Consider the following 24100-nt stretch of genomic DNA (forward strand, 5'->3'; position numbering starts at 1 on the left):
GATGCATAGGAATCAGGCGCGAGGGAGCGATCATGAGCGGGGACGCGAGGAAGACGGCCGAGGGGCTGGCCTACCTCTCCGGATTCGGCAACGAACACGGCTCGGAGGCGGTCCCGGGGGCCCTGCCCCACGGCCGCAACGCGCCGCAGCGCGCACCGCTCGGCCTGTACGCGGAGCAGCTGAGCGGCTCGGCGTTCACCGAGCCGAGAGCCTCCAACCGGCGTTCGTGGCTGTACCGGATCCGGCCGTCGGCCGCGCACCCCGCGTTCACCCGCGCCGACAACGGCACGCTGCGGACGGCGCCGTTCACGGAGACGGTGCCCGACCCGAACCGGCTGCGCTGGAACCCGCTTCCCGAGCCCGCCCCCGGTACCGATTTCCTCGCGGGCCTGTGGACCCTCGGCGGCAACGGCGACGCGAGCCAGCGCACCGGGATCGCGGTGCACCTCTACCACGCCAACGCCTCGATGGAGCGGGTGTTCAGCGACTCCGACGGCGAGCTGCTCGTCGTCCCGGAGCGCGGCGGGCTGCTGCTGCGCACCGAGTTCGGCCTGCTGCGCGTGGAGCCCGGCCATGTGGCGCTGATCCCCCGGGGCGTGCGCTTCCGGGTGGAACTGCTGGACCCGGCGCCGGAGGGCGGACCCGGCGCCCGCGGCTACGTGTGCGAGAACTACGGCGCGCCCTTCCAGCTCCCCGACCTCGGCCCGATCGGCGCCAACGGCCTCGCCAACGCCCGCGACTTCCTCGCCCCGGTCGCCGCGTACGAGGACGTCGAGGGCCCGGTCGAGGTGGTGAACAAGTTCTGCGGCAACCTCTGGACGGCGACGTACGACCACTCGCCGCTGGACGTCGTAGCCTGGCACGGCAACCACGTCCCGTACGTCTACGACCTGCGCCGTTTCAATGTGATCGGCTCCATCAGCTACGACCACCCGGACCCCTCGATCTTCACGGTGCTCACCTCGCCGTCCGACACCCCGGGTCTGGCGGGTGTCGACTTCGTCGTGTTCGCGCCGCGCTGGCTGGTGGGCGAGGACACGTTCCGGCCGCCGTACTTCCACCGGAACGTGATGAGCGAGTACATGGGGCTCATCGAGGGCGCGTACGACGCGAAGGCGGAGGGCTTCGTCCCGGGCGGCGGCTCGCTGCACAACATGATGTCGGCGCACGGACCGGACCAGGAGACCTTCGACCGCGCCAGCGCCGCCGAGCTGAAGCCGCAGAAGATCGACGACGGCCTGGCCTTCATGTTCGAGACCCGCTGGCCGGTGACCGCGACGGCACAGGCGGCGCGGGCGGAACACCTCCAGGGCGGCTACGACGACGTGTGGAAGGGGCTCGGGCGGCACTTCCGCCCGGCCGGCTGAGTCGCACCGACCGTTGCCTTCCACGCCCGCGACCGGTACGGATACCCTCGTGACCTCCTTCGCTCCCGATTCGATCGTCCTGAACCGCAAGCTGCCGCTGTGGTACCAGGTGTCGCAGTCCCTGCGCGCCTCCATACTCGGCCGCGCACCCCAGGACCCGCTGCGCCTGCCCACCGAGGAGCAGCTCGCGGGGCACTACGGGGTGAGCGTGCTGACCATGCGGCAGGCGCTCAAGGAGCTGGAGACCGAGGGGCTCATCACCCGGCACCGGCGGCGGGGCACGTTCATCGAGCCGAGCGCCCGGCGGGGCGCGCCCGTGCGGCTGCTCGGCTCGGTGGACACGATCGTGGCCCAGCAGTCGGGCATGACGACCGAGCTGCTGGACCAGGGGAAGGCGCCCGTTCCGGGCGAACTGGCGGAATTCTTCCCGGACGTGGACGAGGTCGCGACGTACCACCGGCTGCGCAGCGACGAGACGACGGGCGAGCCGACGAACCACGCGCGCAACTTCCTCCGGCCGGAGCTGGCCGACCGCATCGACCGGGAGGACCTGATCCGCTGGCCGATGACCAAGGTGCTGCGGGACGTGCTCGGGGTCGGCATCAGCCGGATCACCGACACGGTGGAGGCCACGCTCGCGGACCCGGAGACGGCACGCCTGCTCCGGGTGCCGCTGCTCAGCCCGATCCTGCGCTACACGGGCGTCATCCACGGCACGGACGGGCAGGCGCTGGACGTGGCGGTCATCCACTACCGGGGCGACCGCTTCTCCTTCACGGTCACCCTCGACGCGCACTGACGACGGCGTACGGGGACTGCGGGCGGCGTCCGCGTCGTACGATGCCGGGCGTGACGCCCGACGCCGCTCCGCTGCTCGCGGACCTCATGCCGTGGTCCGTCGCACCGCCGAGGCTGGGCCGGAGGTGGCCGACGGCCCCCGACGCGGCTTCCCTGAAAGCCCGGTGGGACGCCCTTGTCCGGGCCGAGGGGGAGGACCGCGAGACGCTGTTCGGGCCGACGCGGGCGCGCACGACGCACTCCGCGGTGGCCCAGCTCCCGGGCCAGTCCAGTGGGACGGGCCGCCTCGCGCGGGCGTCGGACCCCTGCCCGGCGCCGGTCCGGGTGCTGAGCGCCCCCTTCGACGAGCAGTGGCTGATCCCCGACCACAGGCTGATCGACTCGGCCCGTCCCGAGCTGTGGCGGGTGGCGGACGGGGAGCAGGTCTTCGCCGTCGAGCAGACCCCGGTGCCCGAAGCCTCCGGTCCGGCCCTGCTGGCCGTCTCCGTGCTGCCGCTGAGCGCGGGCCGCGGCGGGCGGGTGCGTCCCCTCTACCGGCGCCCCGGCGGCCGTGAACCGAACCTGGCACCGGGCCTGTTGGAACACCTGGGCTCCCGCCTCGGCCACGTGCCCGCGCCCGCCGACGTCCTCGCCTGGACGACGGCGGTCGCGCGGCACGGCCGAGGCGGCTGCGCGGTCCCGCTCACCGCCGACCCCGAAGTGTGGTCGTACGGCGTCGAGTTGGGGCGGCGCATGCTGCGGCTGATGCGGCGCGACGGCGAGCGCCCCAAACTCCCCGGCGGCCGGCGCCCCTACGTGCGCGCACCGCTGTCCGCCCTCCCCCAGGGCTCCCGGCCGGCCGCGGGCCCCCTCCTCGCCGACCCGTACTACGACCGCGCCGAGGAGTCGCTGCACCTCGGCGAGGGCAGGATCTCGCCCGTGCCGCCCGCGGCCTGGGACTTCGAGGTCGGCGGCGTGCGCGTGCTGGAACAGTGGTTCGCGGCGCGGACGGGGGCCGGGGAGCCGGGCACGCTGGAGGCGATCGGGCCCGCCGACTGGCCGCAGGCGTGGACGTCCGAACTCCTCGAACTCGTCACCGTGCTCGCGCTCCTCGCGGAACTGCGCCCCCAGCAGGCCGCGTTGGAGCCGGGCTCCCCGATCACCCCGGCGGAACTGCGCAGGGCCGGGGTGCTCCCCGTCCCGGCCGCGGCACGCCGCCCCGCCTCGGTGCTCGACCACCACGAGGAGGGCCCGGAAGGCCAGTTCGCACTGATCTAGGGCCGTGGCGGGCGACGTTCGTCCTGCCGTGGCGCCCGGTCCTGCCGTGGCGCCCGGTCAGGACCGGCGTCGGGAAGCGCCCGGGGACCGGCGCCGGACCGCCCCCGCGAAATCAGTGCATGACAAAAATATGTCCAGGGTCCATGATCCATCGCATGCAGCCAGAGCCCCTGCCCCTCGAAGGCATCACCGTCGTCGCCGTCGAACAGGCCGTCGCCGCGCCCTTCGCGACCCGGCAGCTCGCCGATCTCGGCGCCCGGGTCGTCAAGGTCGAGCGGATCGACGGCGGGGACTTCGCCCGCGGCTACGACACCGCGGCCCAGGGCCTGGCCTCGCATTTCGTGTGGTGCAACCGGGGCAAGGAGTCCGTCGCCCTCGACCTGAAGGACCCGCGCGGGCTCGACGTCGTACGCCGGCTCGTCGCGGACGCGGACGTGTTCGTGCAGAACCTCGCCCAGGGGGCGGCGGCACGGCTCGGCCTGGACGCGGCGACCCTGTGCGCCGAGCACCCCCGGCTGATCGCCGTGGACATCTCCGGATACGGGCCCTCCGGGCCGTACGCCGGCAAACGGGCGTACGACATGCTCGTGCAGTGCGAGGCGGGGCTCGTGTCGGTGACCGGGACGCCCGGGCGGCCGGTGAAGGCGGGCATCCCGGCCGCGGACATCGCGGCGGCCATGTACGCGTTCTCGGGGGTCCTCGCGGCACTGGTGCGGCGCGGCACGACCGGCCGCGGGGGCCCGGTCGAGGTGTCGATGCTGGACGCGCTCGCGGAGTGGATGGGGCATCCGCTGCACCACGCGATGCACGGCGGGACCCCGCCGGCCCGCACGGGCCTCGCGCACGCCGTCATCGTCCCCTACGACGTCTATTCGACGGCGGACGGCGGGGGCGTGCTCTTGTCGGTGCAGAACGACCGGGAGTGGCGACGGCTCGCCCAGCAGGTGGTGGGGCGGCCCGGAGCGGCGGACGATCCGCGCTTCGCGACGAACGCGGCGCGGGTGGCCAACCGGGAGCGGGTGGACGCGCTGGTCGCCGAGGCGCTGGGCGAGCTCGGCGCCGACGAGGCGGTGGCCCGCCTGGAGGCCGCGGGGATCGCCTGCGCGCGGCTGCGGGACGTGACGGAGGTGGCGGAGCATCCGCAGTTCGCGGCCAGGAACCGGTGGCGGGAGGTGGGATCGCCGGCCGGCCCGTTGCGGGCGCTGCTGCCTCCGATCACGCTGCCGGGCGGGGAGGAGGCGCGCATGGGGTCCGTCCCGCGGCTCGGCGAGCACACGGGGACGGTGTTGCGGGCGCTGGGCATGACGGACGCGGACGTCGCCGAGCTGCGGCGGGACGGGGTGGTGCGCTGAGCCTCACGACCCGGTGACGGTGGTGACCCGCGCTCCGGACGTGGTGGTCGCCGGGCACCGCTGCCCGCCGTGGGGATGACGGACGCGGAGGGGCAGCGTTGCGCCGGTTCGGTGGAGTCGCCGGAGCGCGGGTCGAGAAGGCCGGTGCCGACAGCCGGTCAGCGGCTGCCGAACAGCGAGCGGCGCAGCCGCCTGAGCGGCGCGAACAGCGAGACCCGCCGCACGCGCGCGACCCTGGAGCCGCTGTCGTGCGCGTGGTCACGGGTCGTGAGCTCACGCATCAGCGACGTCGCCTCGAGCGTCTCGCGCTGCGGTATGGCGGGTCCGCCGAGCACCGCGAGATGTCGGTCGAGGCGCGAGCTGGTCGCGCTGCTCCCGCACGTGATCGCAGGGACACGCGCCCTGCTGCGCACTGTTATCTGTTCCATGTCACTCCCCACCCGTACAAGTCCACCCGGCCCGGGCAGAGTAACCCTATCGCCCCCTCGTGGCATGCGTGTATCTCGGACAAAGGATTCACCTTCCCCATAAGGGGGTTGACGGTTACTCTCCGAATCCAACCGTTTCCAGGGCGAGTTGGACAACAGGCGAGGTAGTGGGCTGTTCCGAGCCACCGCGGGGCTCGACGGTCACTGCGAGTGACGTCGCGTTCGTGTTCAGCCCGTCGGCGACGAGGGGCGTGTCGCCGTCGAAGAGGCCGAGGGAACGCGGTTTCTCGCCAGGTCGCATGAGCCACAGCTGGTGAACGCGTCCGTCCGACGGCGCGCCGAGTCCGGCCAGCGTCACGACGGCACGGCGCTCCGACGCGGAGGCCACTACTCCGATTCCCCGGCCCCGCGCGTCCCGTCCGGCGGTCGCCCGCGCGTCGGGCGCCGCGAGAACGTGGGCGATCTCACGCGCCTGGGCGCGCTCCTGGTTCAGTTCGTCGCGCGCCTGGGTCGTCTGCACCGCGAAGAGCGCGGCGACGACGAGGGCCGCGGCGGCCGTGGCGGTGGCGAGCGGGGCGAACAGCGGGCGCAGACGGGGGGCACGCGCGCGGGCGGCCTGACGGGACGCCCGTACGCGGGGCAGCTCCCGCGCGGCCGGTTCCTGCGGCATCGCCCGTACGGCGGTCAGCACCCGTTCGCGCAGCGCGGCCGGCGGGGCCACGGCCGCGGACCAGGCGAGCCGCACGGCGTCCTCGGTCAGCGCCCGCACCTCCTCGGCGCAGTCGTCACAGCCCCTGAGGTGGCGTTCGAAGCGGCGCTTCTCGTCGCTCTCCAGCGCGTCGAGGGCGTAGGGGGCGGCGAGCGAGTGCAGATCGCGGCCCAGCAGTCGGTCGAGGACGCTCATGCGTCACCCCCCTCTCTTCCGTTCGGATCACGGCCCGGCAGGCGGTCGGCGGCGTTCACGCGACCCCTCCCAGGCAATCACGCAGGCGGGTGAGCCCGTCGCGCATACGGGTCTTGACGGTGCCGAGCGGCAGGGAGAGCCGTTCGGCGACCTCACGGTAGGTGTAGCCGTCGTAGTAGGCGAGCGTGACGGACTGCCGCTGCAGGGCGGTGAGCCGGTCCAGGCAACGGCGGACCCACTCGCGTTCGAGTCCGGCCTCCACCTCCTCGGCCACCTGGTCGAAGGCGGGGTGGTGGTTGCGCTGCCCCTCGCGCTGCTCGCGTTCGGTGGCCGCGCGGGCGCTGCGCACCCGGTCGACGGCACGGCGGTGCGCGAGCGTGAGGATCCAGGACAGCGCGCTGCCGCGTCCGGGGTCGAACCGCGGTGCGGAGCGCCAGAGTTCGAGCAGGACCTCCTGCGACACCTCCTCCGACTGCGCCGGGTCCCGCACCACACGACGCACCAGTCCGAACACCGGCCCGGACACCAGTCCGTACAGCTCCTCGAACGCGCGCTGGTCGCCTCCGGCCACCAGCACCAGTAGCTCGTCAGCCTCCACCCGTCCCCCTCTCCGGCTGTGCACGGACCGTCCTTTCCCTTGAGTCTTCGCAGCGAACCTGTCTCTGGATGGGTTACGGATCAGCGAGCCGAAAACGCGTGTCCGCCGCTGATCAGTTCCGGTCTCCGTGACCGGCCCGTCCGCTCCCCTCGGGGAAGAACTTCGCCCCGTCGATGAAACATGCCGCAAGAACCGCCGTAAAGACGTTTGGGATTCGACCAATCCACCCCGGCGACCGCTCCGAATGGCGTGCGTCAGGCAAGTTGGACAGAGGACGGACGGCATGACACCTATCTCCAGGAGCGGCGCGGGTCGCAGGACTCTCGCGACCCTCGTAAGCGGTGCGCTGGCTGCCGGGGGGCTCGCGGCCGCCGGTGCGACGGCGCTGGCCCCGGGGGCGGCCTCCGCCTCCAGCCACCGGGAGGCCCCCCTGATCTCGGGCACTCCCCAGTACGACAACACGGACGTGTACGCCTTCGTCAGCCCGGACAAGCCGGACACGACGACGATCGTGGCGAACTGGATCCCCTTCGAGGAGCCCGCGGGCGGCCCGAACTTCTTCACGTTCGCCGACGACGCCCAGTACGACATCCACATCGACAACAACGGTGACGGGCAGGGTGAGCTGATCTACCGCTACACCTTCAAGACGCACCGCAAGAACGGCAACACGTTCCTCTACAACACGGGTCCGGTCACCAGCCTCGACGACCCCGACCTCAACATCACGCAGACGTACGACATCGAGCTGCTGCGGCTGCGCAACCAGCGCATGGTGTCGCGGACCAAGGTCGCGGACGACGTTCCGGTCGCCCCGTCCAACGTCGGCAAGGCGTCGATGCCGGACTACTCGAAGCTGCGTTACCAGGCGGTGTCCAAGCTCGCCGGCGGCTCGACGACGTTCGCCGGCCAGGCGGACGACCCGTTCTTCCTGGACCTGCGCGTCTTCGACCTGCTGTACGGCGGGAACCTGAGCGAGGTCGGACGCGACACCCTCAAGGGCTACAACGTCAACTCCATAGCCCTGCAGGTCCCGAACGACATGATCCGTGAGTCGGAGGGCCAGCCGGTCGTCGGCATCTGGTCCACGACGCAGCGCAAGGACGCCCGCGGCCGCTTCACCCAGGTCTCGCGCCTCGGCATGCCGCTGGTCAACGAGGTCGTCAACCCGCAGAAGGACAAGGACAAGTTCAACGCGTCCGCGCCCTGGGACGACGCCCAGTTCCTGAAGAACGTGACCAACCCGGAACTGCCGAAGCTCATCGAGGGCATCTACAAGATCAAGGCCCCGGCCGAGCCCCGCAACGACCTGGTCGACGTGTTCCTGAAGGGCGTCAAGGGCCTCAACCAGCCGCCGCACGTGCGTCCGGCGGAGGAACTGCGTCTGAACACCTCGATCAAGCCGACCATGCACCCCAAGCGGCTCGGTGTCCTCGACGGCGACAACGCGGGCTTCCCGAACGGACGCCGGCTCACGGACGACGTGATCGACGCCGCGCTCCAGGTCGTCGAGGGCGAACTGGTCGGCTCCAAGAACGACTTGGGCGACGCGGTCGACAAGAACGACAAGAAGTTCGAGAAGTCCTTCCCGTACGTCGCCCTGCCGACCTCGGGTTCGCGCGGCGCGCTCGCCAAGGGCACGACCAGCGGGACCGACGTGCGCAGCCAGCTCGGTGACGCGCTGCAGCCGGCCGGCACGGAATCCGGCGGCGGGACCGACACCATGCTGATCGCGGGCTCCGCCGCGGCGGGTGCCGCCGGCATCCTGCTCATCGGCTCCGGTCTGCTGTGGTGGCGCCGCCGGATGTACAACCGGGCCTACTGACCCGGCCCACCGACTGGCGCGGCCCGCACGCAGTACCTACCCCCCACGGTGCGGGCCGCGCCGCCCCCCACCCCCACCCCCCACAACGACCGTTTCGCCAAGGACTTTGAGGAGAGGGCATGTCCCCGCGTAGGAACGACAGCGCGACGCCGGACACCGAAAGGGCCACGCCCGCCGAGAACACCGTGGGGACCACGCCCGCCGAGAGCGCCGCGGACGTCACGCCCGCCGGGAAGACCACGGACACGGCACCGGCCGAACAGGTCGCGGACGCAGAGCCTGCCGAGCAGGCCACGGACGCGACGTCGGCCGAGCAGACCGCGGACGCGGCACCCGCCGAACAGGCCGCGGACGCGGAGCCTGCCGAACAGGTCGCGGACGCGGGGCCGTCGCGGTCCCAGCGTCGCTGGCGCGCCGCCCAACTCGGTTTCTGCGCAGCCTCGTTGGCCATCGCCATGACGGCCGGCGCGGTGGCGCTGGGCGCGGTGAGGGACGGCGGGACGGCACCCGCCGTCGTGTCCGTGTCCAACGGCATGTCACCCCAGTTGCTCGCGAGCGGCGACCTCGACGCGAGCGTCCTCTCCCTCCAGGCCCATCTCCGCTCCCAGCCCAAGGACTTCGGCGGCTGGTCCACGCTCGGCCTGGCCTATGTCGAACAGGCCCGCACCAAGGGCGACCCCTCGCGGTACCCCCAGGCGCAGAAGGCGCTCGACCGGTCCCTGAAGCTGCGCCCCGACTACGATCCCGCGCTCGCCGGACGGGCCGCCCTCGCCGCCGCCCGGCACGACTTCACCGGCGCCCTGAAGTACGCGGACCTCACGCTGGAGCAGAACCCCTACAGCGAACGCGCCCTGTCCTCCCGCATCGACGCCCTCGTCGAACTCGGCCGCTACGACGAGGCGTCGAAGGCGGCCGACCTGGCGGACTCGCGACGCCCGGGCGTCCCGGTCTTCACCCGGTACGCCTACGTCCACGAGCTGCGCGGCGACGTGAAGACCGCCCGCCGGGTACTGAAGCAGGCGCTCGCGACGGCGACCGGCCGCGGCGACATCGCGTACGTGGCGTCCGCACTCGGTCAACTCGACTGGAACCAGGGCGACTACAGGTCCGCCCTCACCTACTACGCGCGGGCGCTCGCCGCCGACGACAACTACCTGCCCGCCCTCCAGGGCCGGGCCCGCACCCAGGCCTCACTGGGCGACCGCGCGGCGGCGATCAAAGGCATGGAACTGGTCGTACAGCGCTATCCGCTCCCTCAACCCCTCGTCGAACTAGGTGAGTTGTACGAGGCCCGAGGCGCGGCGGGTGACGCGCAGAAGGCCCGCGACCAGTACACGCTGGTGAAGGCCTGGATCTCGCTCGCCCACTCCTACGGCGTCAACGCCGACCTCGACACCGCGCTGGCGGCCGCCGACCACGGCGCCCCCGAGGCGGCGCTCGCCGCGGCCCGCGCCGAGTGGGACCGCCGGCACACCGTGCACACCGCGGACGCGCTCGGCTGGGCCCTGCACGTGTCGGGCCGCGACGCGGAGGCCCTGCCGTACGCGCGCCGGGCCACGGCCACGGGATACCGCAACGCGTCCTTCCTCTACCACCTCGGCGTCATCGAGGGGGCCGTCGGCCACACCGGCAAGGCCCGTACCGCGCTCGAGACGGCCCTGGACCTGAACCCGGGCTTCTCTCCGCTGGGCGCCCGCGAGGCCCGCAAGGCACTGGAGGCGGCGAAGTGAGGGCGCACCGGTTCCTCGCCCTCTGCGGCACGGTCCTGACCACGGCCTGCGCGCTCGTGCTGGTCCCCTCCGGACAGGCGAGCGCGCACCCGCTCGGCAACTTCACCGTCAACCGCTACGACGGGATCGTCGCCGCCCCCGGGAAACTGCGCGTCGATCACGTCGAGGACCTGGCCGAGATCCCCGCCACCCAGGCCGAGCCGGACATCAAGAGGCTCGGCATGACCGAGTGGGCCCGGCAGCGGTGCGAGACCGCCGCGCGCGACAGCGAGGTCACGGTGAACGGGCGGGCGGTGAAGCTGACCGCGGGCGCGAGCCTGGCCCGGCTGCGCCCGGGACAGGCGGGACTCGACACCCTGCGCGTGGAGTGCCGGCTGACGGCGCCGCTGTCCGGCGACGGCACGCTCACCGTGGGCTTCCACGGCGCGGGCGCCGAGCACGGCCCCGGCTGGCGCGAGGTCACCGCCCGCGGCGACCGGATGACGCTCACCTCCTCGGACGTACCGCGCGAGTCCGTCTCGGCGGAGCTGACCGCGTACCCCGAGGCACTGCTCTCCTCGCCCGCCGACACCGCCACCGCCTCGCTGCGGATCCGCCCCGGCGGCCCCGCCCTCGTCGAGGAGCGGCGCGACGCTCCGGCCGCCTCCGTGCTCCCGCGCGGCGCCGACCGCTGGACCCAGGCGCTGAACGACCTGGTGGCCCGCCATGACCTCACCTTCGGCTTCGCCGCCCTGGCGCTGGTCATCGCCGTGGGCCTGGGCGCCATGCACGCGCTCGCACCCGGCCACGGCAAGACCCTGATGGCCGCGACGGCGGCGGCGCGCGGGGGCCGGGCGCGGTTCAAGGACGTCCTGCCCCTGGCCGCCTCGGTGACCGTCACCCACACCCTCGGGGTCGTCGCGCTCGGCCTGCTGGTCACGGCGGGCTCGGCTGCCGCCCCCTCCGTGATCGCCTGGCTGGGCGTGTCCAGCGGTGTCCTCGTCATGGCGGCGGGTGCCACCCTCCTGCGCCGCGCCTGGCGAAACCGGCCGTCCACCCACGGCCACACCCATGGACACGGTCACACCCACGGGCACGGGCACGGAGACGGTCACGCCCACGAACACGGGCACGCCCACGGAGACGGGCACGGTCACACCCACGAACACGGGCACGCCCACGAACACGGGCACACCCACGGAGACGGGCACGCCCACAGCCACGACCACGACCACGGGCATCCGCACGACCACGACCACGCGTCGGCCCACGACCACGATCACCAGCACACGCACGACCACGACCGAACCCCGGCCCACACGCACGACCACGACCACAGCCACGCGGACTCTCCGCACCGGCATTCCGGTCACCCCTCGCGGCCCCTGGTCCTGGCACGTGCCACCGCGTCCGTCGCGACCGTCGCACCCACCTCGACGGCGACAGCGACGGCCCCCCGACCCCACGCCCACGACCACCCGCACCCCCACTCGCACGACCACGACCACGACCACAGCCACGACCACCGCTCCCCCACCCTCGAACACACCCACGGCGGCTTCACCCACACCCACGAGATCGCCCCGACCTTCCGCGGAACGATCCTGCTCGGCTTCGCCGGTGGGCTGGTGCCCAGTCCGTCGGCGGTCGTCGTCCTCGTGGGCGCCGCGGCGCTCGGACAGGCATGGTTCGGCCTGCTCCTCGTGCTCGCGTACGGCGTCGGACTCGCCCTGACGCTGACGGCGGCCGGGTTCGCCGTCGTCAAGCTCGGCAGCGGCGTGAACCGCGCCCTCGCCGGACGCCGGCGGTGGGCCGAGGGACGCCTCGTGCTCCTCCTCCGCAGGACCGCGCCCCTCGGCTCGGCACTGATCGTCGTGGTCCTCGGGGCCGGATTGGTGCTCAAGGGGGCGGCATCCGTACTCGGCTGAGCTACTTTTGGGGAGAAAACGCACGGATGCGAATGGGGGACGTACGTGTCCGAAGACCCGGGCAGTGAGCGTGTGATCGCGGGGCGCTACCGACTGCTCTCGCCCTTGGGCGAAGGCGGCATGGGCACGGTGTGGCGCGCTCGCGACGAGGTCCTGCAACGCGAGGTCGCCGTGAAGGAGGTCCGCGCCCCGGCCGGGCTCCCCTCGTCCGACATCGAGCGGATGTACGCGCGCCTGGAGCGGGAGGCGTGGGCGGCCGCCCGTGTCTCCCACCGCAATGTCGTGACGGTGTACGACGTGGCCATGGAGGACGGCCGGCCCTGGATCGTGATGGAGCTGATCCGCGGCATCGCCCTCTCCGACCTGCTCGACGCCGAGGGCCCCCTGGACCCGCGGCGCGCGGCCCGCATCGGCGCCGAGGTGCTCGCCGCGCTGCGCGCCGCGCACGAGGCGGGGGTCCTGCACCGGGACGTCAAACCGGGCAACGTGCTGATGGCGAACGACGGACGGGTCGTCCTGACGGACTTCGGCATCGCGACGGTCGAGGGCAGCTCCGCCCTGACCATGACGGGCGAGGTCATCGGATCGCCCGAATTCCTCGCCCCGGAGCGGGCGTTGGGACGCACCCCCGGGCCCGAGTCGGATCTGTGGTCGCTCGGCGTGCTGCTCTACGCGGCGGTCGAGGGCAACTCGCCCTTCCGGCAGCCCACTCCGCTGAGCACCCTGCGGGCCATCGTCGACGAACCGCTGCCGCCGCCCCGTCGCGCGGGCCCGCTCGCCCCCGTCATCGAGGGGCTGCTCGCCAAGGACCCGGCCGAGCGGACGAGCGCCGGCACGGCCGAGGACGAGCTGCGCGTCGTCGCCGCGGGCGGCACGGCGCCCACCCGTCCCATGGGCGCCGCACCCTCCTCGTCCGAGGCGCCGACGGTCGGGGTGTTCGGACCGCCGCCGGCGTCCTCCGCGACACCGTCCCAGGGATTCGGTCCGCCTCCCGCGACAGTGGCGTCGGCCTCCCCCGCCGCGGAGCCCGGCCGCGACCGCCGGGCGGCCGTCGCCATCGTCGCGGGCCTGGTCGCGCTGGTGCTCGCCCTCGGCGGGCTGACGTACGCCCTGCTGAACCAGGACGACGACGGTGGCGGCCGGAACACCGGACAGGGGACCAGCAGCAGCGGGGGGACCGGCGGCACCGACGGCGGCGGGACCACGGGCGGCAGGAAGAGCGAGAGCGCGACCGCCGGTGCGACCGGCGGCGAGAGCCCCTCCAGCAGTGCCCCCGGAAGCGGGAGCCCGACCAGCGCCCCGCCCGCGCAGTCCGTCCACGTGAGGGTCTCGGGGCACCACACCGACTACCGGGGCACCTGCCCGCCGCCGAGCGCCCAGGCCCCCTCCTTCACGGCGACGTTCACGGTGGGCCGGGTGCCGGTGGACGTCGAGTACCGCTGGGTGACGAGGACCGGTGAGGTGACCGATCCGGGCTGGAAGACGCTCTCGTTCCCCGCGGGCGGCGGAAGGACGCAGCAGAAGACGGTGGTGGCGACGACGTACGACACGAGCGGGGAGTTCGCCAACTCGATCAGCGTGGAGGTGCGCAGCCCGGTGCGCGTGACCTCGGACTCCGTTCCGTTCACCATCACCTGTGTGACGGAGACCCCGACGGACGGGGCCTCCGCATCCGTGTCCGCCTCCCCCTGACGGGGCGGGCGGTGTCCCTCGGCGGGGCGGGCGTTCTCCCCGCCGGGGCGGTGTTCTCTCGAAGGGTTCCGGGGTGGGGCCCGGAGGTCAGGCGGCTCCGGAGAGGGCCGGCAGGTAGCCGCCGGACTGTCCGGTCGCGGTCGGGTGGTACGACACGCCGATGTCCAGCCAGTTCAGGCTGTGCAGCCAGGAGCTGCCGGAGCAGATCTCGTGGCCGGTGAAGTTGCCCCTGACGTCGGCGAAGGTGAAGCCGTGGGCGGCGGCCCGAACGGCGATCGCGCTGTCCAGGTAGTCGGCCGCGCCGTTGATGGCGGACCGCTCGGCCTCCGAGAGCCCGGTCAGGCAGCTTCCGTTGAGCTTGTAGAAGCGGGGGTAGCCGATGACGACCACGTGGGCGGCCGGGGCTTTCGCGCTGATCGCCGAGTAGACCGAGTCGAGCTTGCCGGGGAGCGTGGAGTCGACGTACGCCTTCGCCGTGGCGATGCGCGCCAGGCAGCTGCTCTCGGACTGCAGGACGCAGGTCGTCATGACGTCCGAGAATCCGGCGTCGTTGCCGCCGATGGTGATCGAGACGAGGCCCGTGGAGGAGCTGAGCGGGCCGAGCTGATTCGCCGTGACATCACCCGTACGAGCGCCCGAGCAAGCGGTGAAGTCGAACGACGAGGGTGAATGGGCGGCGTTCCAGAGGTAGGGGTACGCCTTCGTGCTGCGGTTGCAGGAGCCGCTGGAGCTGATGTAGCTGCCCGCGCCGACGCCGGAGGAATAGGAGTCACCGAGCGCCACGTAGCCGGTGGCCGCCGCGGTTCGGGCCTGCGCCGCGGCCGCCCCGGTGAGGGCGAGGCCGACGGCCAGGAGGAGTGAGGTCATGTATGCCGAAAATCTGGGACGTCTCATGGAACCTCCCTTTAGCAGGATCTCTGCCACAACTTTGGTAGCAGCTACGCGTGTTGACAGGAAGTGTCCATGCCAAGACTCTTATGTGACGACCAGTCGATCCGCCCCCGTTCATCGCATATTTCGCTACATGTCCACGACGGTTGGATGACATCCGGGCGCCGGAAAGGGACAAAGCGTCAACTCCTGGAGGGCGCGGCCGGGAACGGCGACGGGTCGGGCCGGAGGAGCCGTGCTCCCCCACCGAGCGCGACACACCCGACGCACCGTGGAAACCGGGTGCACGGGGCGCCCGTGTGACAGATCATGGCGACATGTCTGCGAACCCACACGACGCTCTGCCGATCAGGCTCAACGTCGACGACAGCGACTCGCCGTCGGACGTCGTCGACGCGCTGTTCCTCGGCCGCTTCGCGACGGGCGAGCAGCCGCACTCGCACGCGGCGAACATCGACCGCGTACGGGCCGGGGCCACTCTTCTCCCGCCGGGCGCCCGGGTGCTGCGCTCCGCGCGCGACGACGACCGCAGCGCCACCCTCGCCGAGGGCGACGGCTGGACCCTGCTGGTGTCCCGCTGGAACCGCGGCGCCGACGTGACGGTGACCGCGACCAGCGCCGAGCTCGCCGAGAAGGTGCTGAAGCAGGCCACGGACGGCGCGGCGGACGAACCCGAGCCGCAGCCGGAGAACGTCACGATGGGCTTCTGGTACGTGTCGCCGCGCCGGGGACCGCACCGCACGACCCGGCAGATCTCGGCGGGCACCTGGGAGGAGGTCCGCCCCAACTACACGGCGCCGGTGGCGGACGCCATGGACCGCCTGATGAAGACGACCCCCGAGGACATCGCGGGCCGGCTGCTGCTGCTCCACGGCCCGCCCGGCACCGGCAAGACCTCCGCCCTGCGCACGCTGGCCCGTTCCTGGCGCGACTGGTGCCAGGTGGACTGCGTGCTGGACCCCGAGCGCCTGTTCTCCGACGTCGGCTATCTGATGGACATCGCGATCGGCGAGGACGACGGCACCGGCAAGGGCCGCTGGCGGCTCCTCCTCCTGGAGGACTGCGACGAACTGATCCGCGGCGAGGCGAAGCACACCGCGGGCCAGGCCCTGTCCCGGCTGCTCAACCTCACCGACGGACTCCTCGGCCAGGGCCGCAACGTCCTCGTGGGCGTCACGACCAACGAGGACCTGGAGCGCCTCCACCCCGCCGTCGTCCGCCCCGGCCGCTGCCTGGCCCGGATCGAGGTCGGACCGCTCACCCGCCGCGAGGCGGTGGGCTGGCTGGGCACCGAGGAAGGCGTCTCGCGCGAGGGCGCGACCCTCGCGGAGCTGTACGCGCTGCGCCGGGGGACGACCCCGACCTCGGTCCCGGACCAGCGCGAGGGCGCGGACGCGGGACTGTACCTTTAGCCGCCCCGGCGCGGCCCGTTCCCCGGACCGCGCGGAACCGGCCCACGACCGGTACCACGGCAGGCGGCGTCCGCCTCGCCGCTAGGAAGCGTCCTCGAAAGCCGCGCGCAGGGCGTCCCGTACGGCGTCCAGTGCGGCGTCCTCGGTCAGGCCGAGCCGGCGCGCGCGGTCGGCGTAGGCCTGCGCGGCCGACGCCGCCTCGCGGGACGCGGCGTCCCCGGCGGCGGCCACGAACGTGCCGTTGCGGCCCCGCGTCTCGATCACCCCGTCCGACTCCAGGGCCCGGTACGCCTTGGCGACGGTGTTGGCCGCGAGGCCGAGCGACTCGGCCAGCCCCCGTACCGTGGGCAGCTTGTAGCCGACCGGCAGCGCGCCGGACCGGGCCTGCTCGGAAATCTGGGCGCGCACCTGCTCGTACGGCGCGGCCCCCTCTGCGATGCGGATCTTCAGGGTCACCCGGCGATTGTCCCGTACCGGCGTGAAAATGAGAGGCGCCCGCACGCGGCGCACGCGTAACGTGCGATCACATGACCGTGATCGTTCGCGAACTGCGGCCCGGGGACCCGGTGGACGCCGCGGGCTTCGCGCGCATTCGTCACCAGGCCCTTCCGTTCATGCTCTTCACCCCCGAGTCCGTCGCCTACGGCCTGGAGCACTCCCCTCCCGGCTCCCACAGCCGGCTGCTGCTGGCCGAGGAGGACGGGGAGCCGATCGGCACCGCCCAAACGGGCCTCGTGCACGACAGTCCGGAGCCCGGGCAGGGGAGCCTCAACATCTACGTGCACCCGGAGCGGACGGGACGCGGCGCGGGTTCGCTGCTGGCCCGCGCCGCCGAGGAGCGGCTGACCGCCCTGGGCGCGACCCGGCTGCACACCTGGGTACTGGACACTCCCGGGGACCGCGCCTTCGCCGAGAAGCGGGGCTACCGCGCCGTCCGTTCGGCGCACTTCCTCCACCTCGACCTGGCGAACGGCACCCTGCCCCCGCTCCAGTCCCCGCCGGACGGTGTGGAGTTGCGCACCGCGGCGGACTTCGCGGACGACCCCCGGCCGCTGTTCAGGCTGGACGCGGAGACCGCCCTCGACGAACCGGACGACATCGAGCGGGAGTTCACGGACTACGACGCCTGGCTGACGGAGACCTGGCACCACCCTCTGCTGAGCCGTGAACTCACGTCCGTCGTGCTCGTCGACGGCCGTCCGGCGGCGTTCAGCGCGGCCCGCACCGACGGCGCCACCCGCTACGGCACCGTGATGACGGGCACCCGCCGGGAGTTCCGGGGCCGGGGTCTGGCCAAGCTCGCCAAGAACCACTCGCTGCACCGGGCCCGCGCGGCCGGGTTCACGGACGCGTTCACGGGCAACGACGCCGGCAACGAGTCGATGCTGGCGATCAACACATGGTTCGGTTACAAGATCTGCGCAACGGAGGTGAAGCATGTCCGCGACCTCGGCTGACACGCCCGGCACGCTGGAGATCGTTCTCGTCAAGGCAGGCCGTACGAAGATCAGTTACCCGGCCGAGCTGCTCGCCGACGACGGTACCCGGGTGGTCGTGCGCGCCCCCTGGGCGGGAGACGGCGTGCGCGACTTCGGCTTCGTACGGTTCGAGGAGGGCGATGTCTTCACGGAGTACTACTGGCGGGACCGCTGGTACTCGGTGAAGGAGGTCCGGGACGCCGCGGGCGGACGCAAGGGCTGGTACTGCGACATCACCCGTCCGGCCACCGTCTCCGGAGACCGGCTGGTCGTCGAGGACCTCGACCTCGACCTGTGGCGCTCGGCCGACGGCACGGACGTACTGCGCCTGGACGAGGACGAGTTCGCGGAGAGCGGCCTCGCCGCCGCCGATCCGGCCGCCGCGGCCGCCGCCGAGAAGGCCCTGGACGACCTCGAACGCCTGGCCCGCGAGGGCGGCTTCGAGGCGCTGCTGGCGTAGCCGGGAGGACCACCGGACGCGCCACCGGACCACACCGGTCGGTGACGCCGGTCGGCGACGCCGTCGAATGACGCTCCCGGCCGCTGCCCCGCTCCGCCGACGGCACCAAGTGACGCCCCGGTCGCTGCCCGCTCCGCCGACGGCTCCGTTCAGAAGCGGGCCACCACCGCGTACCGCTCGTCCTCGACGTCACGGCCCCACAGCCGCGCGTCTGCCGACAACGGCTCCACGAGCAGACCGGCGGGGTCGGACAGCAGGGGCCGGAGCAGGGAGACCATCCGCTCGGCGGATATACCGACCGGGCTCAGGGTCCCCCACACGCCTTCGACGAGCACCAGCCGCCCTCCCGGGCGCAGCAGCCCGGCCCAGTGCCGCAGCACGCGTCCGGGGTCGGGCAGTGTCCACAGCACATGGCGGCCGAGCAGGACGTCGAAGCGCCGCTCGCCGACGGGCGGTGCCGCCGCGTCGCCGACCAGGAAGGCCGCGTCGCGCCCCGCCAGCTTGGCGCGGGCCCGGCCGATCATGCGCGGGGCGAGGTCGATCCCGGTGACCCGGTGGCCCTGCTCGGACGCGAGGAGCGACAGGCTGCCGGTGCCGCAGCCCACGTCGAGCAGGTCGGCGGGTCTCTCCGGCAGCCAGTCCCGCAGCCGCGCGGCCCAGGCACCGCGGACCTCGGGGGCGCTCAGCCCGTGGTCGGGCTCGTCGTCGAACGTGGCGGACTCCGCGTCCCAGTCGACGCCCGCCCCCGGATTCGTACCACCGTCGCTCACCATGCGTTCCACGATGTCACCCGCCACTGACAACCGGTCTTCACCGGAGTGGACGGGCCGGGGGGTGACGGGCGCCACAGACAGATGGCGACCGATGAGGAACCCTCCCCGCAACGGTCTACCTCCGTACAACCGCGGAATCCGGTAGACGCGAGGAGGCAGCCATGCGCCGTGTGACCGTGCAGAAGCCCCTGAGGAAGTCGGACTCCCGCCGCGTACGGGACGAGGCCGACGAGCGCCCCGCCGAGCGCCCGGAGGTCCGGAAGGACATCGCGCGCACCTGGTGGCCGGACGGCTGAGCCACCGCGCCGCGCGTCCCGCCGGGTCGTACGGCCCGCGACACGCCGCCCGGTCACCGTCCGGGAAACCGAGAACTCCCCATGACCTCCGTGAAGAGCGTTCTCCGGGCTCGGCGGGAGGCCGTGGGGAGTCGTCCGGCGCCGGGCACCCGTCGGGGAGCCCGGCGCGGGTCCGCCGGCGTCCTGGCCGGACGGCGGGGGCCGGTGCTCAGGCGGTGCGCCTGACGACGACCGAGCCCGCCATGGAGTCCACCAGGTTCTGCTTCTCACTGCCGAAGATCTTGAACAGGTTGACCCAGGCGGCGATGGTCAGCGTGATCGCGCTGAGGAAGCCCATCACGATGCCGGCCAGCAGGAAGTTGCGGACGAACATGTCGCCCCAGGTCAGCCGGGCTCCGGTGTCCTTCTTCACGATGCTCAGGCCCATGAGCTTCTGGCCCGGGTTCGCCGCGTCGGTCGACCAGGTGACCATGGCCCAGACCAGCCAGCCGATGCCCAGGGTGACGACCATCAGCAGGAGGTTCAGCAGGTAGGCGAGGAGCCGCACGCCCGCGCCCGCGCGCAGTTCCTTCGGCACGGTCTGTGCGACGTACACGGCGTAGCCCGGCCCCTGGACGGGGACGACGGGCGCGGTGTGACCGGCGGGCGGCATGGCCGGGGCGGGGCCGAAGCCCGGGGCCGGAGCCGGGGCTTCGGAGGTCTTGTTCAGGTCCATGGGATCACTCCTCGAAAGGGCGGGACATCAGGGGGTGTGGAGAAAACCGGTCGGAACGGCCGACCGGGAAACCGGCCGGCCGTCCAGTGCCGGTCGTGACCGGAGCCGGTCACGGCCGGGGTGATTCACGGCCGGGGTGATTCACCGCCGGAGCCGGTCACGGCGGAGCGGACTACGGCCGGAGCCGGTCACCATCCGTAGTCGTAGCCGGAGTCGGAGTCGAAGGTCACGACGGGCGAGGCTCCGGAGAGGTCGACGGACGCCGAGAAGGACTTCGTGCAGGTGTCCTTCTCCTTCTCCTTCTCGTCGTCCCAGTAGCCGAAGCTGACCCAGCTCACCTCGAAGTCCAGGCCGCCGACGGCCGTCACGGTCCCGTCCTCGGCCGGCTCTGCCTCCAGCTCCAGTTCCGGCTCCGACCGCTGGGTCCAGTGGACGTCCTCGACCTCGTCGGACGAGCTGTGGTAGCCGTCCGGGCTCAGCGGGCAGTCCTCGGGTTCGAGGGTCGTGCTCCGCTCCGCGCACTGCGCCAGCTCGGCGATCACGGCCTGCTGCGCGACGCGCCCGCCCTCGGCGGTGAGGGTCGCTTCGAGGCGGTCGGGGTTTTCGCTGCCGCCCGGTTCCACCACGACCGAACCGCCACCGCTTCCGGCGAAATGGCCGGAGTCCACGGCCGCGACGGTCACCGTGCCGGGAAAGACGGCGAGTTCGGCGGCGCCGTCCTTCAACGGCACCGGCACACCATTCACCTTGGCCTCGCGCAGCAGCGGGGACGCCGTCACGTAGACCTGCGCCAGGCCGTCCGAGACCTTCCAGCTCCGCCACAGGCCGAGGTGCTCGTCCCCCTCGTCGACGACCAGTCGCAGCGAGGTCTCCTGCTTCTTCCCGCCCACCGAGTAGGTGACGACGGCGGTGGCCGTCGTATCGGACTCCTCCACCTTCTCGACGTTCACGTCGGTCAGCGGGGCGGCCTTCCGCTGTCCGGCCAGCGCGGCCCGGGTCAGCAGCCGGCCGGAGTGGGAGCCGTCGAGCAGTTCGAGAGCGTCCTCGGCGCGTCCGTCCGCGACGGCCTGGACGTAGTCCTCGGCGGCGGCCTCCGGACCGTAGACCTGGGAGTCCACGACCGCCCATGCGGCCGTGCCGCCCCCGCCGAGCACGACGACGGCGATCAGGCCGGCGCCGGTGAACCGTGCCCACTTCGCGTCGGTGGCCAGCGGCGGGCAGGCCAGCGGCTCGGTCTGCGCGTCCGCCAGCCGGGGCGGCACCGGGCGGCCCCTGCGCTGCGCGGCGTCGGCGAGCAGCGCGGCCCACTGCGGGTGCACGGGCAGGCCGGGCATCCGCAGTACCCACGCACCGGCCGCGGGGAAGGCGCTCAGCAGCGGGCGGGTCAGGAACTGCGCCGCGACGAGCAGCAGCCCGCCCCACAGCAGCGCCACGAACAGCGTCCCGAAGACGCTCAGGCCGAAGGACACGGAGCCGTGCGCGCTGCCACCGGCACCGAGAAGCCCCATCTCCATGCCGACGCTTCCGTCGACCGCGCCGCTCGGTCCGGACACCACGGCGAGCGGCGTCCACAGGACGGCCATGACGACCGCGAACCGCCACAGGGTGTCCAGCATGCGCTTTTGGGGGTCGTGGGCCAGCGCGTGGCGCACCGCCGCGGCCACCACCACCAGGGCGACGAGAAGCAGCAGCAGATAGGCCGTGCCGGGCATGCCGCCGGTGAACAGGCCCGCCTTCGCGTCCTTCAGCCGACTCGTGTCATCGCCGCCGAAGGAGGACTGGACGCCCGCGGCACCGCTCAGGGAGCTGCCGACCGTGACACCCATGGCCGTACCGGCCAGCCAGACCGCGGAGTTGACGAGAACGAGCAGCGAGAGGCCGAACGCGGCACCGGCGTTCAGCTCACCGGTGTCGGCGAAGAGCGCGAAGCCCAGCACCGTCAGGGCACCCAGGCCGAGCAGTACGGCGCTCACGGTGCCCGCGGCGATCAGCGGGGACCGCCAGTCGCGGAACCGGTCCGTCAGCCCGGCCGGCAGCGCGCCCAGGGCCTTGCGGCGGACGGCGGCGCGGGCGGCGAGGTCGGCGAGGAGGACGAAGACGAGGGCGTACGGAAGGAGTGGCCATACGGCGACGCCCAAGTCGAGGGAGACCGGGCCGAGTTCCTCGGTCTTCATGCCGAAGACGGAGGAGGAGTGGGTGGCCAGGACCAGAACGCTCATGGCGAGGGCGTGGACCAGGGCGCCGGTGGCGGACCGGCCCGCCACACGGGCCCAGGTGTCCGCCGCCGTCCGTCGCTCGTCGCGCCGGGCGAACCACCAGACCGCGAACAGGGCGGTGCCCGTGAACAGCAGCAGCTGCAGGGTGAGGTCGACCTCGCCCTGACCGGTGAGGTTTCCGGACGACATGCCGCCGAAACCGCTGTCCGATCCGGATCCCGCGCCGCCCTCGACCGTCAGGCCGAGCGTGCCGCGAAGCGCCAGTGCGGCCATCCACACGGCGGCCGTCATCCAGTCGCCCACCGTGCCGCCGTACTCCTCGGGCAGGAACTGGGCGGAGACGGCGATGACGACGAACAGCAGGCCGAGCTGGCTGCCCAGCGCCGACAGGGCGCCGACGGCCGCGGTCTTGGCGGACCGCGTGTCAGGCCGGACCCGGTCGAACCAGACGGACAGACGGCCGGGGGCCGCCGTGCCGGGGTGCCCGGCAGGGCCGTGCGGGTTCCAGGGCGCGGGCGGCGCGGAGGGAACCGGCGGCGCCGACGCGGGCGGGGCCGAGGGAACCGGGGGTGTCGGCGCGGCCGTCGGCGCAGCGGGCGCGACCGGTGCCCCGCAAGCGCCGCAGAACGCGTTGCCTGCGGCTGTCGGTTCAGCGCAGGACGGACAGGTACTCATGTGCTTCCCTGAAGGATTGGCGGCCCGAGGGGCCTGCTGATGGAACCGCGCGAACTCCCACGACGACCCGGACACCCCAAGGGGCCGGATACCGGTCGGGGACCGGCGTCCGGCCCACGGCCTGCGGCCGCGACGCGCCCTGAGCGTCGAACCGTCAGGGAGGTTCTTCACATTGTGAAGATCCCGTGTTCGTTGCGTGGGGCAATTGATAGCAGCCCCAGGCGACCCATGCAATATGCATCAGTCACAAAGACGGCTCTGACCGGCCAAAATGAGGGACCGTCACCCCGATGAACCCGCCTCGCCGACGCGGCCACACCCCAACATGATCTTCACATATCGTCCGCAAGCATGACGGTGCGTCACTCGGCACCTTCCATCCGTCACCTGGAGTGCGCGACACCTCGCGCGAAGCGGCGCCGACGTCTTCCTCGCCGCGCCCACATCGCCGGACCGGATGACGTCCGGGTCCGCGGTCGCCCCGGCTGTCGGCCGGTTGCGTCATGCTGGATGCCGGCGGACAGGGGCGGCCCCGGACTTCGGCGAGCTGGCGGCCGTCGCGGTCGACGCACTGCGTGGGCCGCAGGTCACCATCGACGGGATGCACCTGATCGGTCAGGTGCCGTCCCGGCTCGAAGACCGCTTCCTCGAGTACACCGAGGCACACGGACTGGATTTCCTGATCTCCGTCGGAGGCGAGCCGATGTCGGAGGAACTCGGCCTGATGGTCCGGGCCCAGCGTGCCCGCGACGTTCTTCTGACGCGGGTTTTCTTCACAGGGCGCTTCGACGACTGGGCTTGCACGGTGCACGATTCCGTTCCGGTGACGGAGTGGGACACCCGGTGATGTCCCTCGGCAGCCGTCACGACGCGCTTCGGTCGGCCGCGGAAGTGACGGCGTCCGACGACGGCCTCGCGGATGCCGACCCTATCGAGAGGTTGTGCGCATCGCCGCCTCATCAAGATCCATCATGACTGTTCAACAGCCCCCAGCGACTGGCCGATCTGCCCAGCTCAGAGACGGCACGCAGGACACTTGCACAGGCGCCCATCAACGAAGGCGGGTTGAGGTGGAACCGCACCCAGGAAGGCAAGAAGGTGGCCACGGCCCGGATTCGAACCGGGGTTTCTGCGTCGGGGCGAACCCGAGCGCAGGGTCTTAGGCCGCTAGAGGACTCATGGCCAGACGGACCCTACCAACTCGAAGACAAGCGAGCCCGGCTTGTCCCGGGTGCCACCTCAGGCCACCTGGCACGGGGTGGCTGAGAACGGGTCCGAATCGCGACCTACTCGAATCCGGTCGGAATCAACCACACTTGAACACAT

General features: G+C 72.5%; 21 protein-coding genes and 1 tRNA gene. 13 read left to right on the top strand and 9 right to left on the bottom strand.

Features of this window, described 5'->3' with window-relative positions; all coding sequences use genetic code 11:
* Positions 1-32: 32 nt before the first annotated feature.
* The 4 genes from hmgA (at position 33) to ACFW6B_RS14375 (ending at position 4774) form a co-directional block, all read left to right on the top strand.
* Positions 33-1367 (top strand): homogentisate 1,2-dioxygenase, encoded by a 1335-nt coding sequence (gene hmgA, locus ACFW6B_RS14360; protein ID WP_386595602.1) that lies wholly within the window; start codon positions 33-35, stop codon positions 1365-1367.
* Positions 1368-1416: 49 nt separating this feature from the next.
* Positions 1417-2166 (top strand): GntR family transcriptional regulator, encoded by a 750-nt coding sequence (locus ACFW6B_RS14365; RefSeq protein WP_386595604.1) that lies wholly within the window; start codon positions 1417-1419, stop codon positions 2164-2166.
* Positions 2167-2207: 41 nt separating this feature from the next.
* Positions 2208-3422 carry a type ISP restriction/modification enzyme gene (locus ACFW6B_RS14370; protein ID WP_386595606.1) on the top strand — a complete coding sequence of 405 codons (1215 nt, stop codon included), beginning with the start codon at positions 2208-2210 and terminating at the stop codon, positions 3420-3422.
* Positions 3423-3565: 143 nt separating this feature from the next.
* Positions 3566-4774, top strand: coding sequence for a CaiB/BaiF CoA transferase family protein (locus tag ACFW6B_RS14375; protein WP_386595609.1), 1209 nt, complete (start codon positions 3566-3568; stop codon positions 4772-4774).
* 158 nt (positions 4775-4932) lie between these two features.
* Here ACFW6B_RS14375 and ACFW6B_RS14380 read toward each other — a convergent pair whose 3' ends face one another.
* From ACFW6B_RS14380 to ACFW6B_RS14390, 3 genes are all read right to left on the bottom strand, one after another.
* Positions 4933-5202 (bottom strand): hypothetical protein, encoded by a 270-nt coding sequence (locus ACFW6B_RS14380; protein ID WP_103553271.1) that lies wholly within the window; start codon positions 5200-5202, stop codon positions 4933-4935.
* A gap of 115 nt (positions 5203-5317) precedes the next feature.
* Positions 5318-6106 (bottom strand): anti-sigma factor domain-containing protein, encoded by a 789-nt coding sequence (locus ACFW6B_RS14385; protein WP_386595611.1) that lies wholly within the window; start codon positions 6104-6106, stop codon positions 5318-5320.
* Positions 6107-6161: 55 nt separating this feature from the next.
* Positions 6162-6704, bottom strand: a complete 543-nt coding sequence (locus tag ACFW6B_RS14390; protein WP_386595613.1) for a sigma-70 family RNA polymerase sigma factor — start codon at positions 6702-6704, stop codon at positions 6162-6164.
* A 283-nt stretch (positions 6705-6987) separates the two neighbouring features.
* Here ACFW6B_RS14390 and ACFW6B_RS14395 point away from each other — a divergent pair, with 283 nt between their 5' ends.
* The 4 genes from ACFW6B_RS14395 to ACFW6B_RS14410 all read left to right on the top strand — a co-directional run bounded on the left by ACFW6B_RS14395 (position 6988) and on the right by ACFW6B_RS14410 (position 13858).
* Entirely contained in the window at positions 6988-8529 is a 1542-nt protein-coding gene (locus tag ACFW6B_RS14395) for a DUF4331 domain-containing protein (RefSeq protein WP_386595614.1), read from the top strand.
* A gap of 119 nt (positions 8530-8648) precedes the next feature.
* Entirely contained in the window at positions 8649-10259 is a 1611-nt protein-coding gene (locus ACFW6B_RS14400; protein WP_386595616.1) for a tetratricopeptide repeat protein, read from the top strand.
* Complete coding sequence (locus tag ACFW6B_RS14405; RefSeq protein WP_386595618.1) at positions 10256-12166, top strand: sulfite exporter TauE/SafE family protein; 1911 nt, start codon at positions 10256-10258, stop codon at positions 12164-12166. The genes ACFW6B_RS14400 and ACFW6B_RS14405 overlap by 4 nt, the downstream gene beginning before the upstream one ends.
* A 45-nt stretch (positions 12167-12211) precedes the next feature.
* The gene (locus ACFW6B_RS14410; protein ID WP_386595620.1) at positions 12212-13858 is read left to right on the top strand and encodes a protein kinase; all 1647 of its coding nucleotides are present in this window, start codon (positions 12212-12214) and stop codon (positions 13856-13858) included.
* A gap of 87 nt (positions 13859-13945) precedes the next feature.
* Here ACFW6B_RS14410 and ACFW6B_RS14415 read toward each other — a convergent pair whose 3' ends face one another.
* A complete protein-coding gene (locus tag ACFW6B_RS14415; RefSeq protein WP_386595623.1) occupies positions 13946-14752 on the bottom strand; it encodes an SGNH/GDSL hydrolase family protein in 807 nt (268 codons plus the stop codon).
* Positions 14753-15066: 314 nt separating this feature from the next.
* On the opposite strand from ACFW6B_RS14415, the gene ACFW6B_RS14420 reads away from it, so the two are divergent.
* On the top strand, positions 15067-16161 hold the full coding sequence (locus ACFW6B_RS14420; protein ID WP_386595626.1) for a DUF5925 domain-containing protein: 1095 nt from the start codon (positions 15067-15069) through the stop codon (positions 16159-16161).
* A gap of 81 nt (positions 16162-16242) precedes the next feature.
* Here the strand turns inward: ACFW6B_RS14420 and ACFW6B_RS14425 are convergent, their stop codons facing one another.
* Positions 16243-16617, bottom strand: a complete 375-nt coding sequence (locus tag ACFW6B_RS14425; RefSeq protein WP_386595628.1) for a GntR family transcriptional regulator — start codon at positions 16615-16617, stop codon at positions 16243-16245.
* Positions 16618-16688: 71 nt separating this feature from the next.
* Here ACFW6B_RS14425 and ACFW6B_RS14430 point away from each other — a divergent pair, with 71 nt between their 5' ends.
* Both ACFW6B_RS14430 and ACFW6B_RS14435 read left to right on the top strand, forming a co-directional pair.
* Positions 16689-17618: a GNAT family N-acetyltransferase gene (locus ACFW6B_RS14430; RefSeq protein ID WP_386595631.1), complete on the top strand. Its 930-nt coding sequence runs from the start codon at positions 16689-16691 to the stop codon at positions 17616-17618.
* Positions 17599-18099, top strand: a complete 501-nt coding sequence (locus ACFW6B_RS14435; RefSeq protein WP_386595633.1) for a DUF402 domain-containing protein — start codon at positions 17599-17601, stop codon at positions 18097-18099. The genes ACFW6B_RS14430 and ACFW6B_RS14435 overlap by 20 nt, the downstream gene beginning before the upstream one ends.
* A 149-nt stretch (positions 18100-18248) precedes the next feature.
* Here the strand turns inward: ACFW6B_RS14435 and ACFW6B_RS14440 are convergent, their stop codons facing one another.
* A complete protein-coding gene (locus ACFW6B_RS14440; RefSeq protein ID WP_386595635.1) occupies positions 18249-18872 on the bottom strand; it encodes a class I SAM-dependent methyltransferase in 624 nt (207 codons plus the stop codon).
* Positions 18873-19033: 161 nt separating this feature from the next.
* Here ACFW6B_RS14440 and ACFW6B_RS14445 point away from each other — a divergent pair, with 161 nt between their 5' ends.
* Positions 19034-19168 (top strand): hypothetical protein, encoded by a 135-nt coding sequence (locus ACFW6B_RS14445; RefSeq protein ID WP_356140129.1) that lies wholly within the window; start codon positions 19034-19036, stop codon positions 19166-19168.
* Positions 19169-19376: 208 nt separating this feature from the next.
* Here ACFW6B_RS14445 and ACFW6B_RS14450 read toward each other — a convergent pair whose 3' ends face one another.
* Both ACFW6B_RS14450 and ACFW6B_RS14455 read right to left on the bottom strand, forming a co-directional pair.
* Positions 19377-19883, bottom strand: a complete 507-nt coding sequence (locus ACFW6B_RS14450; protein ID WP_386595637.1) for an RDD family protein — start codon at positions 19881-19883, stop codon at positions 19377-19379.
* Between the two features lie 188 nt (positions 19884-20071).
* Entirely contained in the window at positions 20072-22774 is a 2703-nt protein-coding gene (locus tag ACFW6B_RS14455) for a hypothetical protein (protein ID WP_386595639.1), read from the bottom strand.
* A 601-nt stretch (positions 22775-23375) separates the two neighbouring features.
* Here ACFW6B_RS14455 and ACFW6B_RS14460 point away from each other — a divergent pair.
* Complete coding sequence (locus tag ACFW6B_RS14460) at positions 23376-23621, top strand: hypothetical protein (protein ID WP_386595641.1); 246 nt, start codon at positions 23376-23378, stop codon at positions 23619-23621.
* Positions 23622-23873: 252 nt separating this feature from the next.
* Here the strand turns inward: ACFW6B_RS14460 and ACFW6B_RS14465 are convergent.
* Positions 23874-23958, bottom strand: a tRNA-OTHER gene (locus tag ACFW6B_RS14465).
* Between the last annotated feature and the right edge of the window lie 142 nt (positions 23959-24100).

This window comes from Streptomyces sp. NPDC058751 (assembly GCF_042746485.1).
Lineage (GTDB): Bacteria > Actinomycetota > Actinomycetes > Streptomycetales > Streptomycetaceae > Streptomyces.

Excerpts from the sequence above, each read along its gene's own strand:
- hmgA (WP_386595602.1), top strand. The coding sequence starts at position 33 with ATGAGCGGGGACGCGAGGAAGACGGCCGAGGGGCTGGCCTACCTCTCC.
- ACFW6B_RS14370 (WP_386595606.1), top strand. The coding sequence starts at position 2,208 with ATGCCGGGCGTGACGCCCGACGCCGCTCCGCTGCTCGCGGACCTCATG.
- ACFW6B_RS14375 (WP_386595609.1), top strand. The coding sequence starts at position 3,566 with ATGATCCATCGCATGCAGCCAGAGCCCCTGCCCCTCGAAGGCATCACC.
- ACFW6B_RS14380 (WP_103553271.1), bottom strand. The coding sequence starts at position 5,202 with ATGGAACAGATAACAGTGCGCAGCAGGGCGCGTGTCCCTGCGATCACG.
- ACFW6B_RS14385 (WP_386595611.1), bottom strand. The coding sequence starts at position 6,106 with ATGAGCGTCCTCGACCGACTGCTGGGCCGCGATCTGCACTCGCTCGCC.
- ACFW6B_RS14395 (WP_386595614.1), top strand. The coding sequence starts at position 6,988 with ATGACACCTATCTCCAGGAGCGGCGCGGGTCGCAGGACTCTCGCGACC.
- ACFW6B_RS14400 (WP_386595616.1), top strand. The coding sequence starts at position 8,649 with ATGTCCCCGCGTAGGAACGACAGCGCGACGCCGGACACCGAAAGGGCC.
- ACFW6B_RS14415 (WP_386595623.1), bottom strand. The coding sequence starts at position 14,752 with ATGAGACGTCCCAGATTTTCGGCATACATGACCTCACTCCTCCTGGCC.
- ACFW6B_RS14420 (WP_386595626.1), top strand. The coding sequence starts at position 15,067 with ATGTCTGCGAACCCACACGACGCTCTGCCGATCAGGCTCAACGTCGAC.
- ACFW6B_RS14430 (WP_386595631.1), top strand. The coding sequence starts at position 16,689 with ATGACCGTGATCGTTCGCGAACTGCGGCCCGGGGACCCGGTGGACGCC.
- ACFW6B_RS14435 (WP_386595633.1), top strand. The coding sequence starts at position 17,599 with ATGTCCGCGACCTCGGCTGACACGCCCGGCACGCTGGAGATCGTTCTC.
- ACFW6B_RS14440 (WP_386595635.1), bottom strand. The coding sequence starts at position 18,872 with ATGGTGAGCGACGGTGGTACGAATCCGGGGGCGGGCGTCGACTGGGAC.
- ACFW6B_RS14445 (WP_356140129.1), top strand. The coding sequence starts at position 19,034 with ATGCGCCGTGTGACCGTGCAGAAGCCCCTGAGGAAGTCGGACTCCCGC.
- ACFW6B_RS14450 (WP_386595637.1), bottom strand. The coding sequence starts at position 19,883 with ATGGACCTGAACAAGACCTCCGAAGCCCCGGCTCCGGCCCCGGGCTTC.
- ACFW6B_RS14455 (WP_386595639.1), bottom strand. The coding sequence starts at position 22,774 with ATGAGTACCTGTCCGTCCTGCGCTGAACCGACAGCCGCAGGCAACGCG.
- ACFW6B_RS14460 (WP_386595641.1), top strand. The coding sequence starts at position 23,376 with ATGCACCTGATCGGTCAGGTGCCGTCCCGGCTCGAAGACCGCTTCCTC.